Consider the following 14,649-nt stretch of genomic DNA (forward strand, 5'->3'; position numbering starts at 1 on the left):
CCAGCGCGGGGGCAATGTCATGACGTCGGACGAATTTCTGGTGCAAGAGGTCCAGGCCCTGACCGCCCGCCTCGCGGATGCCCGCGCCAGCGTCGAACGCCGTTTCGTGGGCCAGCACGCGGTGGTCGAACAGGTCCTGGCATCGATTCTGGCCGGGGGGCACGCGCTGTTGATCGGCCAACCGGGTCTGGGCAAGACGATGCTGGTCGACACGCTGTCCACCGTCTTGGGACTGGACGGCGCCCGCATCCAGTTCACGCCCGACCTGATGCCCGCCGATATTCTGGGCTCCGAAGTGCTGGACGCGCTGCCCGACGGCACCCGGGCGTTCCGTTTCATCGAAGGGCCGGTCTTTACCCAGCTGTTGATGGCCGATGAGATCAACCGCGCCAGCCCCCGCACCCAATCCGCCCTGCTGCAGGCCATGCAGGAGCGCGAGGTCACCGTCAGCGGCCAGCACCGCCCGCTTGGCCGTCCGTTCCACGTGCTGGCCACCCAGAACCCGATCGAGCAGGAGGGCACCTATCCGCTGCCAGAGGCGCAGTTGGACCGGTTTCTGTTGCAGATCGACGTCGGCTACCCCGACCGCGACACCGAACGCCAGATCCTGATCGCGACCACGGGCCTTGAGGATGACACACCGCATGCGGCCTTTACCCCCGACCAGCTGATCGCGGCACAGCGCCTGATCCGCCAGATGCCCGTTGGGGAAACCGTGGTCGAGGCTATCCTGGACCTGGTCCGCGCCGCCCGCCCCGGCGCGCCCGAGGCCGCGCCGTTCGTCACCGATGCGCTGACCTGGGGGCCGGGGCCACGCGCCGCGCAGGCGCTGATGCTGGTCAGCCGGGCGCGTGCGGTGCTGAACGGCCGCTATGCGCCGACGCTGGACGACGTGGTGGCGATGGCGGCCCCCGTGCTGCGGCACCGCATGGCGCTGTCCTTCGCTGCCCGCGCGCGGGGCGAGACGGTCGATGCGGTGATCGGCCGCCTGCTGGATGACCGCATCGGCACCCGTCGCGCCGCATGAGCGTCACACCCACCGATCTGCGCGCCCGTGCCGAAGGGGTGGCGGGGCATCTGCCCGGCCTGATCCTGTCGGCCGAACGGCTGGCCGCGATGGTGGCACCCGGCGCACACGGCCTGCGCCGCGCCGGTCCCGGAGAGGACTTTTGGCAATACCGCCCCGCGGGCACCGGTGACGCGGCGCGCAGCATCGACTGGCGCCGATCGGGCCGGTCCGACACCCAGTTCGTGCGCGACCGTGAGGCGCAGACGGCGCAATCCGCCGCCCTGTGGCTGTCGCGCGGGCCGGGGATGGATTTCACCGGCGGTCCCGACCGTCCCACCAAGGCCGACCGTGGTCAGGTTCTGACGCTGGCGCTTGGCATGCTGATGCTGCGCGGCGGCGAAAAGGTCGGCCTGCTGGGCCACCCGGCACGCGCCGGCCGCCTACAGGCCGACCGGCTGGCACAGGAGCTGGTCGCGGGCACGGACCACGATGCGCCGATCCATGCGATGCGACCTAACCTGCGGGTTGTGATCCTGTCCGATTTCCTGACCGATCCGGCCTGGGTCGCTGACCTGCTGGGGCAGGCGGCGGGTTTGGGCGTGTCCGGCCTACTGTTCCAGATTCTGGACCCGGACGAGGCGCATTTTCCCTATGACGGCGCGGTGGAATTCCGGTCCGGCACCCTGCGCCATGACAGCCGCGATGCGGGCGGGCTGCGGGCGGCCTATCTGGCGCGGCTGGCCGAACGGCAGGCATGGCTGGCCGGTCAGGCGCAGCGTGCGGGCTGGCAGTTCGGCACGCACCTGACCGACGCTGACCCCGCGCAGGCGCTGAACTGGCTGTGGCAGGCCCTGGGGCAGGGGGCGCGCTGATGCTGCTGCTGGGACCCCTGGGCTTTGCCGCGCCTTGGCTGCTGGGTGCGCTGATCACGTTGCCGGTGCTGTGGGTCATCTTACGGGCCATGCCTCCGGCGCCGCGGCGGGTGGACTTTCCGGGCGTGGCGCTGTTGGCGGGGCTGGTCGATCGCGCACCCATCGCCAGCCGCACGCCGTGGTGGCTGTTGCTGATCCGGCTGGCGGCGGTGGCCGCCGCAATCCTGGCCTTTGCCGGCCCGGTCTGGCGACCGGTGGTGCAGGCCCCGGCGGACGGGCCGCTGCTGGTGGTCATGGATGCGGGCTTTGCCGCCGCCCCCGATTGGGCGACCCGTCAGATGCGTGCGGAAACCGCACTGACACAGGCCGCCGCTGCGGGACGTCCGACGGCGGTGATCATGGCGGATGGCCGGGGACAGGGCGCGCTGGCGTTCCAGCCCGCCGATGCGTGGCTTTCCGGCCTGCGGGCCGCGCAGCCCCAGCCGTGGTCGACGCGCCTGCCCGACGATCCGGGCGCGGCACTGGCCGATGCGCCGGAGGGTACGCTGTCGACGCTGTGGATCACGGACGGAACCGACCATCCGAACCGCACGGCGTGGCTGGCGGCGCTGGCGGAACGGGGGCCGGTGACGGTCGCGCCGCCCGCGCGCCCGCTGCGCACATTGGCGCTGGCGGCGGGCGACACGCCGTCGCTGACGCTGACGGCTGTTGATGACGCCGCCCCTGCGATTCAGGCCATCGGTCCCGACCCGCAGGGGATCGAACGTGCGCTGGCCAGCCTGACACCCGGCGATGCGTCAGACGTCGATGGCCTGACCGTCCGCCCCGTGGCCATCGACCTGCCTCCCGAATTGCGCAACCGCATCACCCGGTTCCAGATCGAGGCCGAGATCCATGCCGGTGCCGTGGTGTTGGCCGATGATCGCGTCCGCCGTCGCAAGGTGGCACTGGTCGGCGACCCGCTGGCCGAAGGGCAACAGCTGCTGGCCCAGACTCATTACCTGCGTCAGGCGCTGGCCCCCACGACCGACCTGGTCGAGGGCGCGCTTGGCGACGCGCTGGACACCGCCCCCGATGTGATCGTGCTGGCCGATCAGGTGCAGTTGGCCGAAACCCCGGACCTGATGCAATGGGTGGCCGAAGGCGGGCTGCTGATCCGCTTTGCCGGGCCGCGCATGGCGGGATACGACCGCCTGTCGGACGAACCGCTGCTGCCCGTGGCGCTGCGCCAGGGCGGGCGTGACATCGGCGGTGCGCTGTCCTGGGGCGATCCGCGCGGCCTGGCCCCATTTTCGGATGACGGGCCCTTTGCGGGCCTGCCCATCCCCGACGACGTGACCGTGCGCGCACAGCTGATGGCCCAGCCTGCGCCCGATCTGGCGGGGCGCACCATCGCGTCGCTGTCGGACAACACGCCGCTGATCACCCGCGACCGGCTTGGTCAGGGGCAGGTGGTGCTGGTCCATGTGACCGCCAATGCCGAATGGTCGAACCTGCCGCTGTCGGGTCTGTTCCTGCAGATGATGGACCGGCTGGTCGCCACCGCCCGCCTGTCCCCGACCGAGGCCGCGACCGAGGATAGGGGCCAACCCTTCTGGACCCCTGAAACCGTTCTGGACGGGTTCGGGCGCCCGGCTGATGCCCTGGGTCTGTCCCCGGTCCCCGCCGCCGATCTGGCACAGGGGCCTGGTCCCGACCGCCCGGCGGGCATCTATGCGGTGGGCGAGCGGCGTCAGGCCCTGAACGCGGGCGGCCCCTTCGTGCAGGCGACCTGGCCCGGCGCAACGGTCGAGGCTGTCGCCACGACATCGGGTCGCGACCTCAAGGGCGTGCTGTTGGCGGCAGCGGCGCTGTTGCTGGCGCTGGACGCGATCGGGTCGGCCTGGCTTGGGCGCGGACGCCGGCGGGGCGCGTTGGCCGCGGCCGCGTTGGTCATGGCGCTGCTGCCGGGGCCGCGGGCGCAGGCGCAGGAACTGGACCCTGACCTGATGCGGGCCGCGGCGGACGTGGCACTGGCCTGGGTCGTGACGGGCGATGCGCGCATTGACCAGGCGTCCGAACAGGGGCTGGCCGGTCTGTCCCAAGCCATGCGCAGCCGCACCTCGGTCGAGCCGGGTCAGCCCATCGGGATCGACCTGGATCAGGACGACCTGTCCCTGCTGACGTTCCTGTACTGGCCGATCACCGACACCCAGCCCGCGCCGGGACCGCAGGCCTATCTGCGGCTGAACGCGTTCCTGCGGTCGGGCGGGATGATCCTGTTCGACACCCGCGACGGCGACATCGCGGGCGTCGGCGGGCCGGACATGTCGCAGGCGCTGCGCCGTCTGGCCGCGCCGCTGGACATCCCGCCGCTGGCACCGGTCCCTGACGATCACGTCCTGACGCGGACCTTTTATCTGCTGGAGGACTTTCCGGGCCGCTGGCAGGGCAACCCGGTCTGGGTCGAGGCACCGACCACGGCAACCGAGGCCGAGGCCGGTGTTCCCTTTCGCCAGCTGAACGACGGGGTCAGCCCGGTCATCATCGGCGGCAATTCCTGGGCCGAGGCCTGGGCCATCAATGATGACGGCTATGCCGCCTATCCCATCGGCCAAGGCTGGGAGGGTGACCGCCAAAGGGAAATGGTGGCCCGTTTCGGTGTGAACCTGGTGATGTACGTGCTGACCGGAAACTACAAATCCGATCAGGTGCATGTGCCCGCCCTGCTGGACCGCCTGCGGACCGAGGAGATCCTGGCCCCATGACATCGCTGACACAGCTGCGGTTCGACCCGGCCCTGCCGTGGTGGGCCATCGGCACGCTGGCCCTGCTGGCCGTGCTGATCGCGGGCTTTGCGCTGTGGCGCGGGCTGCGGGGCTGGGCATGGCGTGGGCTGGCGGGGCTGGCCGCGGCGCTGGCGCTGGCCGGGCCTGCGCTGGAGTTGGGCACCCGCGCGGGCCTGTCCGACATCGTGATTTTGCTGGACGACCGGTCGGCCAGCCAGGCCCTGCCGGGGCGGGGCGCGCAGGTGAATCAGGCGGTGGACGACCTGTCTGCGGGCATCGCGGCGCTGCCTGGTACCGACCTGCGCCGCGTGACGGTGGGTGACGGCGATGACGGAACGGCGCTGGCCACCGCCCTGTCACGCGCCATCGCTGCCGAGCCCGAGGCGCGGCTGGCAGGTGTCATCGCCGTCACCGACGGCCGTCTGCATGACGCGCAGATGTTGCCCCAGGGACTGGCGGCGCCGCTGCACGTGCTGCTGACCGGGCAACCGCAGGACTGGGACCGCCGTCTGGTCATCGAAGAGGCCCCGGCCTTTGGCCTGATCGGACAGGAGGTCACCATCCGCCTGCGCGTCGAGGATCAGGGCACCGTGCCTGACGCCAGCCGCACCGGCAGCGTGACCCTGCGCCTGTCAGTGGACGGAGAGAACGCACAGACCGTCGCCGTGCCGCTGAACACCAGCCTGTCGCTGCCGGTGACGCCCGGCCATGCGGGTCAGAACGTCGTGCAGATCGCGCTGGACGACGCGCCGGGAGAGCTGACCGACCGCAACAACGCCGCCGCCATCAGCATCAACGGCGTCCGCGACCGGCTGCGCGTGCTGTTGGTGTCGGGCGAACCACATGCGGGCGAACGGACCTGGCGCAACCTGCTGAAATCGGATGCGGCGGTCGATCTGATCCACTTTACCATCCTGCGTCCGCCCGACAAGTTCGACGGTGTGCCGGTGGACGAGCTGTCGTTGATCGCATTCCCGACGCGCGAACTGTTTCTGGACCGGATCGATGATTTCGACCTGATCATCTTTGACCGCTACAGCGTCCGGGGCATCTTGCCGCCCGAATATTACACGAACATTGCGCGCTACGTTAATGACGGCGGCGCGATTCTGGTGTCGGCGGGCCCCGAGATGGCGTCGGTCGAAAGCCTGCACCTGTCGCCCCTGGGGCCCATCCTGCCCGTCCAGCCCACGGGCCGGGTGATCGAACAGCCGTTTCTGCCGCGTCTGACGGATGACGGACGGCGCCATCCGGTGACCGCCGGCCTTGGTGGTCCCGACCCCGACGCGCCCGATTGGGGCCGCTGGCTGCGCATGTCCGAGGTGACGCCCACCGGCGATGCCCAGGTCGCGATGACCGGGGCCGAGGACAAGCCCCTGTTGATTTTGGACAGGGTCGGAGAGGGGCGCGTGGCGTTGCTGACCTCCGATCAGGTCTGGCTGTGGGGACGCGGCTTTGAAGGGGGCGGGCCGCAACTGGAACTGCTGCGCCGCATCGCCCACTGGTCGATGAAAGAACCCGAGTTGGAGGAGGAGGCACTGCTGGCCGATACAAGCGGTGGGCTGGCCGTGCGGTTCACCCGCCGCACGATGCAGGACAGTGCCGGGCCGCTGCAGGTCACTGCCCCCGACGGCAGCGTGACCGCCGTTCCGCTGGCCGCCGACGGGCCAGGTCGCTTTGTCGCCGACTGGACCGCGCCTGAACCGGGGCTGTATCGTCTGGCGGATGGCGATATGCGTCGCGTGCTGGCCCTCGGCCCCGCTGCCCCGCGCGAGTTCGAGGAGACGGTGGCCGACGCGCCCCTGCTGGCACCGTTGGTCGAGGCCAGTGGCGGATCCGTCCAGCGGCTGTCGGACGGCGTGCCGGATCTGCGCCAGACGCGCGCGGGCAGGGCTGCCAGCGGCACTGGTCTGGGCGGTCCGTGGATCGGCGTGACGCCACGCGATGCGGCGACCGTCACGGGTCTGGACCGCCGGCCGCTGTTGCCCGGTTGGGCATGGCTGACGCTGATTGCAGGGCTGATCCTGACGGGCTGGCTGGCCGAGGGGCGGCGTCGTCCCGCCTGATCCGCTTGCCATCCGGCCCCTCGGTTGGTAACCCCGATGAAACCGTCTCAAGGAACGCAAATGGCTGACGATACGCGCAATCCCGCCCCCTATACCGAGGCCGACCTGTCGCTGATCAAGCGGATCATCCCGCACCGCTATCCTTTTCTGTTCATCGACAAGGTGCGCGACATCGTTCCGTTCGAGGGTGCGGTGGGCATCAAGAACGTTACTGCGAACGAACCGCATTTCCAAGGCCATTTCCCCAACCACCCGATCATGCCCGGCGTGACCATCATCGAAGCGATGGCTCAGACCGCGGCCGTCGTCGTCGGCATCAGCATGAACGTCATCGACGAGGAAATGCAGACCTATTTCATGGGCATCGACAACTGCAAGTTCCGCCGCATGGTCGTTCCCGGAGACGTGCTGGAACTGCACTGCCGCGCGATCCGCGGCGGCGGCAAGATCTGGAAGTTCGAAGGCAAGGCCATGGTCGACGGCCAGCTGTGCGCGTCGGCGGAATACACCGCCATGATGGCCCGCAAGGATGGCTGATGCGCTGATCCACCCTTCGGCCGTGATCGAACCCGGCGCCCGGATCGGCGCGGGCGTCCGCATCGGCCCGTTCTGCGTGGTCGGACCCAAGGTCCAGTTGGCGGATGGGGTGGAGTTGAAATCGCATGTCGTCGTCACCGGCGACACGTCGGTGGGCGAGGGGACGGTCATCTTTCCTTTCGCCAGCATCGGCGAGGTGCCCCAGGACCTGAAATTTGACGGAGAGGACGTGCGCCTGAAGATCGGTGCCCGGAACCGCATTCGTGAATACGTGACGATGAATCCCGGCACGGCCGGGGGCGGCAGTGAGACCGTGGTGGGCGACGACGGGCTGTTCATGGCATCCAGCCATGTCGGTCACGACTGCCGCATCGGGAACCGGGTCATTCTGGCAAACAGCGTCGCCATAGCCGGGCACTGCACGCTTGAAGACGATGTGATCGTCGGCGGTCTGTCGGGAGTGCATCAATGGGTGCGCATCGGTCGTGGCGCAATGATCGGCGCGGTGACGATGGTGACCGCGGACGTGATCCCATATGGCCTTGTACAAGGGCCGCGCGGTTACCTGGATGGCCTCAATCTGGTCGGGCTAAAGCGCGGGGGCGCGGCGCGCGCCGATATCGCGGCACTGCGCGCCTTGCTGTCGCAACTGGGCGGTGGAGCGTTTCGCGACACTGCCCGCACCCGGGCAGAGGCACAGGTGAAGGGAATGGAGCGTGACGTTCTGGACTTTATTCTCGGCCCATCGGACCGTGGTTTTCTGGCCCCCAGATCCGAATGAGCAGAATTGCCATCATTGCCGGGCAGGGCACCCTGGCGCCCGCTGTCGCCGCCTGCCTGGACGACCCGCTCATCTTTTCATTGCAGGGCTTTGCCCCTGATGGACTGGCTGCGACGCCGTTCCAGCTGGAACGTCTGGTGCCCTTTCTGGACGACCTGCACGCCCAGCATGTGACCAAGGTGGTGTTTGCCGGTGCCATCCGTCGCCCGCCGCTGGATCCAGAGGCTTTTGATCCGCGCACGGCCCAGCTGGTGCCGCGTATCCTGACCGCCATGCATTCCGGTGATGACGCAGCACTGCGCACTGTCCTCGACATCTTCGAGGAGAATGATCTTTCTATCTGTTCCATAATGGAAATCGCGCCTGATCTTATACCAGCCGAAGGTGTTCTGTCAGGCAATCCTTCAGCGGCCGACCGCAAGGACGCGGCACGCGCGGCGCAGATCATGTCGCAGACCGGCTCGTTGGACCTTGGGCAAGGGACCGTTGTTTCGCAGGGATTGTGTCTGGCGCTGGAAACGCTGCCCGGCACTGCCGCGATGCTGGATTTTGCGGCGCGCCACACCACCCTTCGTCCCAATCCCAACGGTGCGCGTGGGGTGCTGTACAAGGCACCAAAGCCCGGTCAGGACATGCGGATCGACCTGCCCACGCTTGGCCCTGATACGGTCGATCAGGCAGCATCCGCAGGGCTGGCGGGCATTGCATGGGCTGCGGGACAGGTGATCCTGCTGGACCGCCACGAAATGATACGGCGGGCACAGGATGCGGGCCTGTTTCTGTGGGCGGCGGGTCGGCTGGACTGAAAAGGCTGGTCCTTTCGATGTGACCCCAATACCCATGGTCGGGGCAGCAAAAAGGCGGCACGGCATGCGTTATTTCATGATCGCGGGTGAGGCTTCGGGCGACCAGCTGGGTGCGGCGTTGATGGACGGCCTGCGCCAGCTGGACCCGCAGGCGGAGTTTTCGGGCATCGGCGGCCCCGCAATGACGCCCCTTGGACTGACCAGCCTGTTTCCGATGGACGAACTGTCGATCATGGGCATCTGGGAGGTTCTGCCGAAATATCGCCACCTGAAACGCCGCATCGCGCAGACCGCTCGGGCGGTGATCGATGCCGAACCGGACGTGCTGATCACAATCGACAGCCCCGATTTCGGCCTGCGTGTGGCGCGGCTGGTACGCGCACAGCGGCCCGACCTGCGGACGGTGCATTACGTCGCGCCATCGGTCTGGGCATGGCGGCCGGGCCGGGCCCTGAAGATGGCGCAGGTCATCGATCACGTGCTCGCAATCCTGCCGTTCGAACCGCCGCTAATGCGGACTGCGGGGATGACATGCGATTTCGTGGGGCATCCGGTCGCGACCGCCGATGTCGCCGGGCCGGACGACGCCCAGCTGTTCCGCAACGCCCATGGCATCGGCGCCGACGCACCGGTGGTGTTGTGTCTGCCCGGATCGCGGCGCGGAGAGGTCACGCGCCTTGGACCCCGCTTTGACGAGGCGCTGATCCGCCTGCGTGATCGCGTGCCAGAGATCCGCGTTGTTCTGCCGACCGTGCCGGGCGTGTCGGGGATGATCCGCGACATGACCCGCCGCTGGCCCACGGCCCCGATCGTCATCGAAGAGCCGGACGAAAAGCGAGCCGCCTTTGCCGCGGCCGACTTGGCGCTGGCCGCATCTGGGACCGTCAGCCTGGAACTGGCGGCGAATCGCATCCCGATGGTCATCGGCTATGACATGGCGCCTCTGTCGCGGCTGATCGTGGGCGCGTTGCTGCGCACCGACACGGTGACGCTGGTCAATCTGGTCAGCGACACCCGCGCGGTGCCGGAATTTCTGGGCAGCCGCTGCCAGCCCGGACCCCTGGCACAGGCGCTGCAGGACTCACTGGAGAACCGCGTGCAGCGGGGGGGGCAGCTGGACGCCATGGACCTGACCATGGACCGTTTGGGCAAGGGAGGAGAGGCGCCGGGCCTGCGCGCGGCGCGCTCTGTTCTTCAGGCGATCACAGAACCGCGGTGACGATGATCTCGACCGCGTAATCAGGGGTCGCCAGCGCGGATTCGCCAGTGGCACGGGCAGGCGTGTGGCCTTGGGGCACCCACGCATCCCAGACCGCGTTCATTTCCGCGAATTTCGCCATGTCTGCCATCCAGATCTGGGCCGACACGATGCGGGTCTTGTCGGTGCCGGCTTTTGCCAGCAGCGCGTCGATCTGGCCCAGAATCGTGGTGGTCTGATCCGTCACCGAGGTGCCCGGCTCTCCGACCTGGCCTGCCAGAAAGACAAAGCCGTTGGCGATGACGGCGTGGCTCATCCGCGGGCCGGTTTCCAGACGCTTGATATCGGTCATGATGCTCTCCTTTGGTGATATGCGCGCGGACGCTATACGGGGGGCGCGGGGGCGGCAAGGCGGCTTGCGGGCGTTCCGGTTGCGTTCTATCCTGCGCCCATGTCCGACCTGTCCCCCTTGCCCGCCATGCCCGGCCAGCGCCTTGCGCGCGGCACCGGGCGCCTGCTGCGCAGTCTTGACCACGCGGTGCTGACCGAATTCACCCCCGTCCGCGGCCTGCGCGTCGACCTGATCAGCCTCGGCCCCAAGGGAGAGCTGTGGGTGGTCGAATGCAAAAGCTGTCGTGCCGATTTTCAGGCCGATCGCAAATGGCAGGGCTATCTGGATTGGTGCGACCGCTATTTCTGGTCCGTCGACTGTGATTTCCCGACCGACCTGCTGCCGGACGGGACGGGCCTGATCCACGCCGATGCCTATGGCGCGGAGATCACCCGCATGGCGCCCGAACATCGCCTGTCTGGCCCGCGCCGCACCAAGGTGCAGCGCGATTTCGCGCGGGCTGCGGCTCTGCGGCTGCAGGTGCTGTGCGACCCGGGCGCGCTTACCGCCGGGGCTTCATAGGCTTGCCGCCCTGCGCCATGGCGCGGGCGGCCTCGGCGGCGGCCATCAGTTCCTCGGCGATCTCTGTCGCTTCTTCGGGATCGAAATCCATCGGCAGGTCGACGCCCTCTCCCTGCACATAGATCCGCACCATGCCCAGGTCGGTCGGCCCGATCTGGATGTTGGCGGTGATGTCGCTTTCGCTGTTGATACCCATGGCCTGTCCTTTCGCGGTAGAACTTTCTGTATCGCGGACGCAATTTCACGGCAAGCGGGGCTTGCAACCATACGGCCACAGGTCTAAAGAACCGCCCTGTGCCGCCTTAGCTCAGTTGGTTAGAGCGCTAGATTGTGGATCTAGAGGTCACCCGTTCGAGACGGGTAGGCGGTACCATCTCCCCCCCCCCATCATTTGTCTTTCTGCAATGCAGCATCTTGCGGAATGCCCTGCATGCTGAGACCATGTGTTTCAAGACAACTTGGGGAGGGACGCCTGATGGGGCTGCTGGGCATATTCCTGTCGCTGATACTGCTGATGTATCTGGCCTATCGCGGTATCAATGTTGTGATCCTGGCGCCGCTGCTGGCGTTGCTGGCGGTGGTGATGTCGGGAGGGCTGCCAGTGCTGGCAACCTATACCCAGGTTTTCATGGCGTCGCTTGGCGGCTATGTCATCACATATTTCCCCCTGTTCCTGCTGGGCGCGATCTTTGGCAAGGTCATGGCCGACAGCGGCGCGGCCCGGTCCATCGCGGAATGGATCGTCGACAGGCTGGGCGCGCAGCGCGCGGTTCTGGCCGTGGTGCTGTCCTGCGGGGTGCTGACGTTCGGCGGGGTGTCGCTGTTCGTGGTGGCCTTTGCGGTCTATCCCATCGCCAACGCGCTGTTCCGCCGCGCCGATATCCCCAAACGCTTGCTGCCCGCGGCGATCGCGCTTGGGTCGTTCACCTTCACCATGACCGCGTTTCCGGGCACGCCCGCGATCCAGAACGCCATTCCCATGCCGTTCTTCGGCACCAACGTCTTTGCAGCACCCCTGCTGGGCACGCTGGCCGGGGTCATCATGCTGGCGGGCGGCACGACGTGGCTGAACCGCCGCGCCCGCATGGCTGGCGCCGAGGGCTATGGCGATCACCCCACCACCAATGCGGACGCCACTCTGCCCGAAGGCGCGGACCTGCCGCCCTTTGCGCTGGCCATCCTGCCGGTCGTATCGGTGATCGTGCTGAACGCTGTCCTGACCTGGTTCGTCTTTCCCGGCATCACCGCCGATTACCTGGCAGAACCGCAATACGGGGAAACGACCCTGTCGGCCGTGGCGGGCATCTGGGCCATCATCGTGTCGCTGGTGGTCTCGATCCTGCTGGTCGTGGTCCTGAACCTGCGCCGCTTTGCCGACCTGCGCGAAAGCGTCAATGCCGGCACGATGGGGTCGCTGCTGCCGATCTTCAACACTGCATCCGAGGTTGGCTATGGCGCGGTCATCGCGTCGCTGCCGGCCTTCGCGCTGATCCGCGACGCGGTGCTGGGGCTGTTCCCGAACAATCCGGTGGCATCGCTGTCGGTGGCCGTGAATGTGCTGGCCGGTATTACCGGGTCGGCGTCGGGCGGCATGTCCATTGCGCTGAACACGCTTGGCGAACAGTTCGCGACCATGGGCCGCGATCAGGGGATCAGCATGGAGCTGATGCACCGCGTCACGGCCCTGTCGTCGGGCGGGTTCGATGCGTTGCCCCATAACGGGGCCGTCATCACCCTGTTGGCGATCACCGGGCTGACCCACAGGAAAAGCTATCCCGACATCTTTGTTGTGGCGGTGCTGATCCCACTGGTCGCGCTGATCACCGTGGTCGTGCTGGGGACAGTGCTCTAGCGATAGCCCTGGGCCTGCAGTTCGAACAGTTCCTTGTAGCGGCCAGGCCGGGCGACCAGTTCGGCGTGGCTGCCTTGATCCTGCACGCGGCCGCCCTCCAGCACGATGATCCGGTCGGCCATCCGCACCGACGAAAAGCGGTGAGAGATCAGCAGCGCCGTTCGCCCTGCCGTCAGGTCGCGAAAGCGCAGAAAAACCTCGTATTCCGCCCGCGCATCCAGCGCGGCGGTCGGTTCGTCCAGCACCAGCAGCTGCGCGTCGCGCATGTATGCGCGCGCGATGGCCAGTTTCTGCCATTCACCGCCTGACAGGTCTAACCCACGCGCAAACCGCTTGCCCACCATCTGGTCATATCCGTTAGGCAGCTTGGCAATCACCTGATCGGCCAGCGACCGTTCGGCGGCGGTCACGATGCGCGGGCGGTCGTCGCGCGCGTCGATGCGGCCGATGGCGATGTTTTCGGCCGCCGTCACTGCATAACGCACAAAGTCCTGAAAGATCACCCCCACCGTACCGCGCAGCTGGTCCAGATCGTAGTCGCGCAGGTCGCGCCCATCCAGCGTGATGCGGCCTTCGTCCGGGTCGTACAGGCGCGCCAGCAGCTTGACGATGGTGGTCTTGCCCGCGCCGTTTTCGCCCACCAATGCCACAGTTTCTCCCACCTGCAGGTCCAGCGTCATGCCGCGGATCGCCCAATCGTCGCGGCCCGGATAGCGGAAACCCACGTTTTCGAACCGGAACCCCTGCGCGATGGGCACCGGCACCGGCAGCGGGTTCGCGGGGCTGGCAATGGCAGGTACGGCAGTAAAGAAATCGAACAGGTCGTCCAAATACATCGCCTGTCCCGCCATGCTGGAGAACCCTGACAGCAACCCCTCCAGCAGCCCCCGCAGGCGCAGAAAGCTGCCCGACAAAAACGTCAGGTCGCCGATGGACAGCTGTCCCGTCAGGGTGCGCGCGATGATCCACAGGAAGGCCGCGTAATAAGCCAGCGTGCCAAGCGCGGTCAGCACCGCCATGACCGACAGCTGACGCCGCTGAATGACCCGGTTCTCCAGATAAAACCGCCGGGCAAGCGTCAGGTATCTGTCGCGCAGCCAAGGGCTTAGGCTGAATATCTTGACCTCTTTCGCGGTTTCCGCAGTGGCCGCGATCATGCGCAGGTAGTCGCGTTCGCGCCGATCCGCCGCCCGCGCGTGGTTCAGCGCATAGGTGCGGGCGTTGAAATGCATCTCTCCCATCAGGGAGGGGATCAGCGCCAGCGCCAGCAGCACGACCAGCCAGGGGTTGTAGACCACCAGTCCGACGCCAAAGCTGAGGACCGTCACCGTATCCTGCATCTGCTGCATCAGCTGGTTCAGCAGGGGGATGCGACCCATTGTCTGACGCCGCGCGCGATCCAGTCGGTCCTGAAAGCTGGCATCCTCGAACGAGGCCAGGTCAAGGTCCGCCGCGTGGTCCATCAGCCGGATCGAGATGTCGATCACCAGCTTTTCCTGCAGCAGCGCATCGACATAGGCGACCAGCCGCCCCAGCACGTCCTGCGCGACCGCTAGCCCCAGCTCCAGTGCCACCAGTGCAACCAGCCCATCCGCCAGGCCGCTGTCCCACCAGCCTGCCAGCGTGTTGGGACCGCCGGACGACGACAGCGCGACGACCTGATCGATGATCAGCTTGCCGACCCACAGCATCGCGACCGGCACCAGCGCCCGGATCAGGCGCAGCACGACCATCGCCAGCGTCAACGCGGGGCTGGCCCGCCAGACCATGGCCAGGAACGGCGGGATGTTTTTCAGCGCCGCCCAACGCGCCGCATAGTCGGGCGATGCGGGGGCGTCCGGCGGCAT

The 14,649-nt window shown here is 67.6% G+C and carries 13 protein-coding genes and 1 tRNA gene; 11 read left to right on the forward strand and 3 right to left on the reverse strand.

Annotated elements, in window-relative coordinates; translation table 11 throughout:
* The first annotated feature begins 19 nt into the window (after window positions 1-19).
* The 8 genes from ACJJVR_RS14335 (at window position 20) to lpxB (ending at window position 10,058) form a co-directional block, all read left to right on the forward strand.
* A complete protein-coding gene (locus tag ACJJVR_RS14335) occupies window positions 20-1,027 on the forward strand; it encodes an AAA family ATPase (protein WP_405405560.1) in 1,008 nt (335 codons plus the stop codon).
* Window positions 1,024-1,881 carry a DUF58 domain-containing protein gene (locus ACJJVR_RS14340; RefSeq protein ID WP_405405562.1) on the forward strand — a complete coding sequence of 286 codons (858 nt, stop codon included), beginning with the start codon at window positions 1,024-1,026 and terminating at the stop codon, window positions 1,879-1,881. The genes ACJJVR_RS14335 and ACJJVR_RS14340 overlap by 4 nt, the downstream gene beginning before the upstream one ends.
* The gene (locus ACJJVR_RS14345; RefSeq protein WP_405405563.1) at window positions 1,881-4,628 is read left to right on the forward strand and encodes a DUF4159 domain-containing protein; all 2,748 of its coding nucleotides are present in this window, start codon (window positions 1,881-1,883) and stop codon (window positions 4,626-4,628) included. The genes ACJJVR_RS14340 and ACJJVR_RS14345 overlap by 1 nt, the downstream gene beginning before the upstream one ends.
* Window positions 4,625-6,715, forward strand: a complete 2,091-nt coding sequence (locus ACJJVR_RS14350; RefSeq protein ID WP_405405565.1) for a hypothetical protein — start codon at window positions 4,625-4,627, stop codon at window positions 6,713-6,715. Before ACJJVR_RS14345 ends, ACJJVR_RS14350 begins: the two co-directional genes overlap by 4 nt.
* A gap of 60 nt (window positions 6,716-6,775) precedes the next feature.
* On the forward strand, window positions 6,776-7,252 hold the full coding sequence (fabZ, locus tag ACJJVR_RS14355) for a 3-hydroxyacyl-ACP dehydratase FabZ (protein ID WP_042244878.1): 477 nt from the start codon (window positions 6,776-6,778) through the stop codon (window positions 7,250-7,252).
* The gene (gene lpxA / locus ACJJVR_RS14360) at window positions 7,245-8,033 is read left to right on the forward strand and encodes an acyl-ACP--UDP-N-acetylglucosamine O-acyltransferase (RefSeq protein ID WP_405405566.1); all 789 of its coding nucleotides are present in this window, start codon (window positions 7,245-7,247) and stop codon (window positions 8,031-8,033) included. Before fabZ ends, lpxA begins: the two co-directional genes overlap by 8 nt.
* On the forward strand, window positions 8,030-8,839 hold the full coding sequence (locus ACJJVR_RS14365; RefSeq protein ID WP_405405568.1) for an LpxI family protein: 810 nt from the start codon (window positions 8,030-8,032) through the stop codon (window positions 8,837-8,839). Before lpxA ends, ACJJVR_RS14365 begins: the two co-directional genes overlap by 4 nt.
* A 64-nt stretch (window positions 8,840-8,903) precedes the next feature.
* On the forward strand, window positions 8,904-10,058 hold the full coding sequence (gene lpxB / locus ACJJVR_RS14370) for a lipid-A-disaccharide synthase (protein WP_405405569.1): 1,155 nt from the start codon (window positions 8,904-8,906) through the stop codon (window positions 10,056-10,058).
* Here the strand turns inward: lpxB and ACJJVR_RS14375 are convergent.
* The gene (locus ACJJVR_RS14375; RefSeq protein ID WP_405405571.1) at window positions 10,042-10,389 is read right to left on the reverse strand and encodes a RidA family protein; all 348 of its coding nucleotides are present in this window, start codon (window positions 10,387-10,389) and stop codon (window positions 10,042-10,044) included. The two genes, lpxB and ACJJVR_RS14375, sit on opposite strands and share 17 nt — an antisense overlap.
* A 99-nt stretch (window positions 10,390-10,488) precedes the next feature.
* Here ACJJVR_RS14375 and ACJJVR_RS14380 point away from each other — a divergent pair, with 99 nt between their 5' ends.
* Entirely contained in the window at window positions 10,489-10,950 is a 462-nt protein-coding gene (locus tag ACJJVR_RS14380) for an MmcB family DNA repair protein (protein WP_405405572.1), read from the forward strand.
* On the opposite strand, the gene ACJJVR_RS14385 is transcribed toward ACJJVR_RS14380, so the two are convergent.
* The gene (locus ACJJVR_RS14385; RefSeq protein WP_405405573.1) at window positions 10,931-11,146 is read right to left on the reverse strand and encodes a DUF6324 family protein; all 216 of its coding nucleotides are present in this window, start codon (window positions 11,144-11,146) and stop codon (window positions 10,931-10,933) included. The genes ACJJVR_RS14380 and ACJJVR_RS14385 overlap by 20 nt on opposite strands.
* Window positions 11,147-11,246: 100 nt before the next feature.
* On the opposite strand from ACJJVR_RS14385, the gene ACJJVR_RS14390 reads away from it, so the two are divergent.
* Together ACJJVR_RS14390 and ACJJVR_RS14395 are read left to right on the forward strand one after the other, a co-directional pair.
* Window positions 11,247-11,323, forward strand: a tRNA-His gene (locus tag ACJJVR_RS14390).
* A 102-nt stretch (window positions 11,324-11,425) separates the two neighbouring features.
* Entirely contained in the window at window positions 11,426-12,802 is a 1,377-nt protein-coding gene (locus tag ACJJVR_RS14395) for a GntP family permease (RefSeq protein ID WP_405405574.1), read from the forward strand.
* Here the strand turns inward: ACJJVR_RS14395 and ACJJVR_RS14400 are convergent.
* Window positions 12,799-14,649, reverse strand: coding sequence for an ABC transporter ATP-binding protein (locus ACJJVR_RS14400; protein ID WP_405405575.1), 1,851 nt, complete (start codon window positions 14,647-14,649; stop codon window positions 12,799-12,801). The genes ACJJVR_RS14395 and ACJJVR_RS14400 overlap by 4 nt on opposite strands.

The organism is Paracoccus sp. Ld10, assembly GCF_045064235.1.
Classification (GTDB): domain Bacteria; phylum Pseudomonadota; class Alphaproteobacteria; order Rhodobacterales; family Rhodobacteraceae; genus Paracoccus.

Bases quoted from the DNA above. Each gene is read 5' to 3' on its own strand.
- ACJJVR_RS14335 (WP_405405560.1), top strand. From the start codon at position 20: ATGACGTCGGACGAATTTCTGGTGCAAGAGGTCCAGGCCCTGACCGCC.
- ACJJVR_RS14340 (WP_405405562.1), top strand. From the start codon at position 1,024: ATGAGCGTCACACCCACCGATCTGCGCGCCCGTGCCGAAGGGGTGGCG.
- ACJJVR_RS14345 (WP_405405563.1), top strand. From the start codon at position 1,881: ATGCTGCTGCTGGGACCCCTGGGCTTTGCCGCGCCTTGGCTGCTGGGT.
- ACJJVR_RS14350 (WP_405405565.1), top strand. From the start codon at position 4,625: ATGACATCGCTGACACAGCTGCGGTTCGACCCGGCCCTGCCGTGGTGG.
- fabZ (WP_042244878.1), top strand. From the start codon at position 6,776: ATGGCTGACGATACGCGCAATCCCGCCCCCTATACCGAGGCCGACCTG.
- lpxA (WP_405405566.1), top strand. From the start codon at position 7,245: ATGGCTGATGCGCTGATCCACCCTTCGGCCGTGATCGAACCCGGCGCC.
- ACJJVR_RS14365 (WP_405405568.1), top strand. From the start codon at position 8,030: ATGAGCAGAATTGCCATCATTGCCGGGCAGGGCACCCTGGCGCCCGCT.
- lpxB (WP_405405569.1), top strand. From the start codon at position 8,904: ATGCGTTATTTCATGATCGCGGGTGAGGCTTCGGGCGACCAGCTGGGT.
- ACJJVR_RS14375 (WP_405405571.1), bottom strand. From the start codon at position 10,389: ATGACCGATATCAAGCGTCTGGAAACCGGCCCGCGGATGAGCCACGCC.
- ACJJVR_RS14380 (WP_405405572.1), top strand. From the start codon at position 10,489: ATGTCCGACCTGTCCCCCTTGCCCGCCATGCCCGGCCAGCGCCTTGCG.
- ACJJVR_RS14385 (WP_405405573.1), bottom strand. From the start codon at position 11,146: ATGGGTATCAACAGCGAAAGCGACATCACCGCCAACATCCAGATCGGG.
- ACJJVR_RS14395 (WP_405405574.1), top strand. From the start codon at position 11,426: ATGGGGCTGCTGGGCATATTCCTGTCGCTGATACTGCTGATGTATCTG.
- ACJJVR_RS14400 (WP_405405575.1), bottom strand. From the start codon at position 14,649: ATGCCGCCGGACGCCCCCGCATCGCCCGACTATGCGGCGCGTTGGGCG.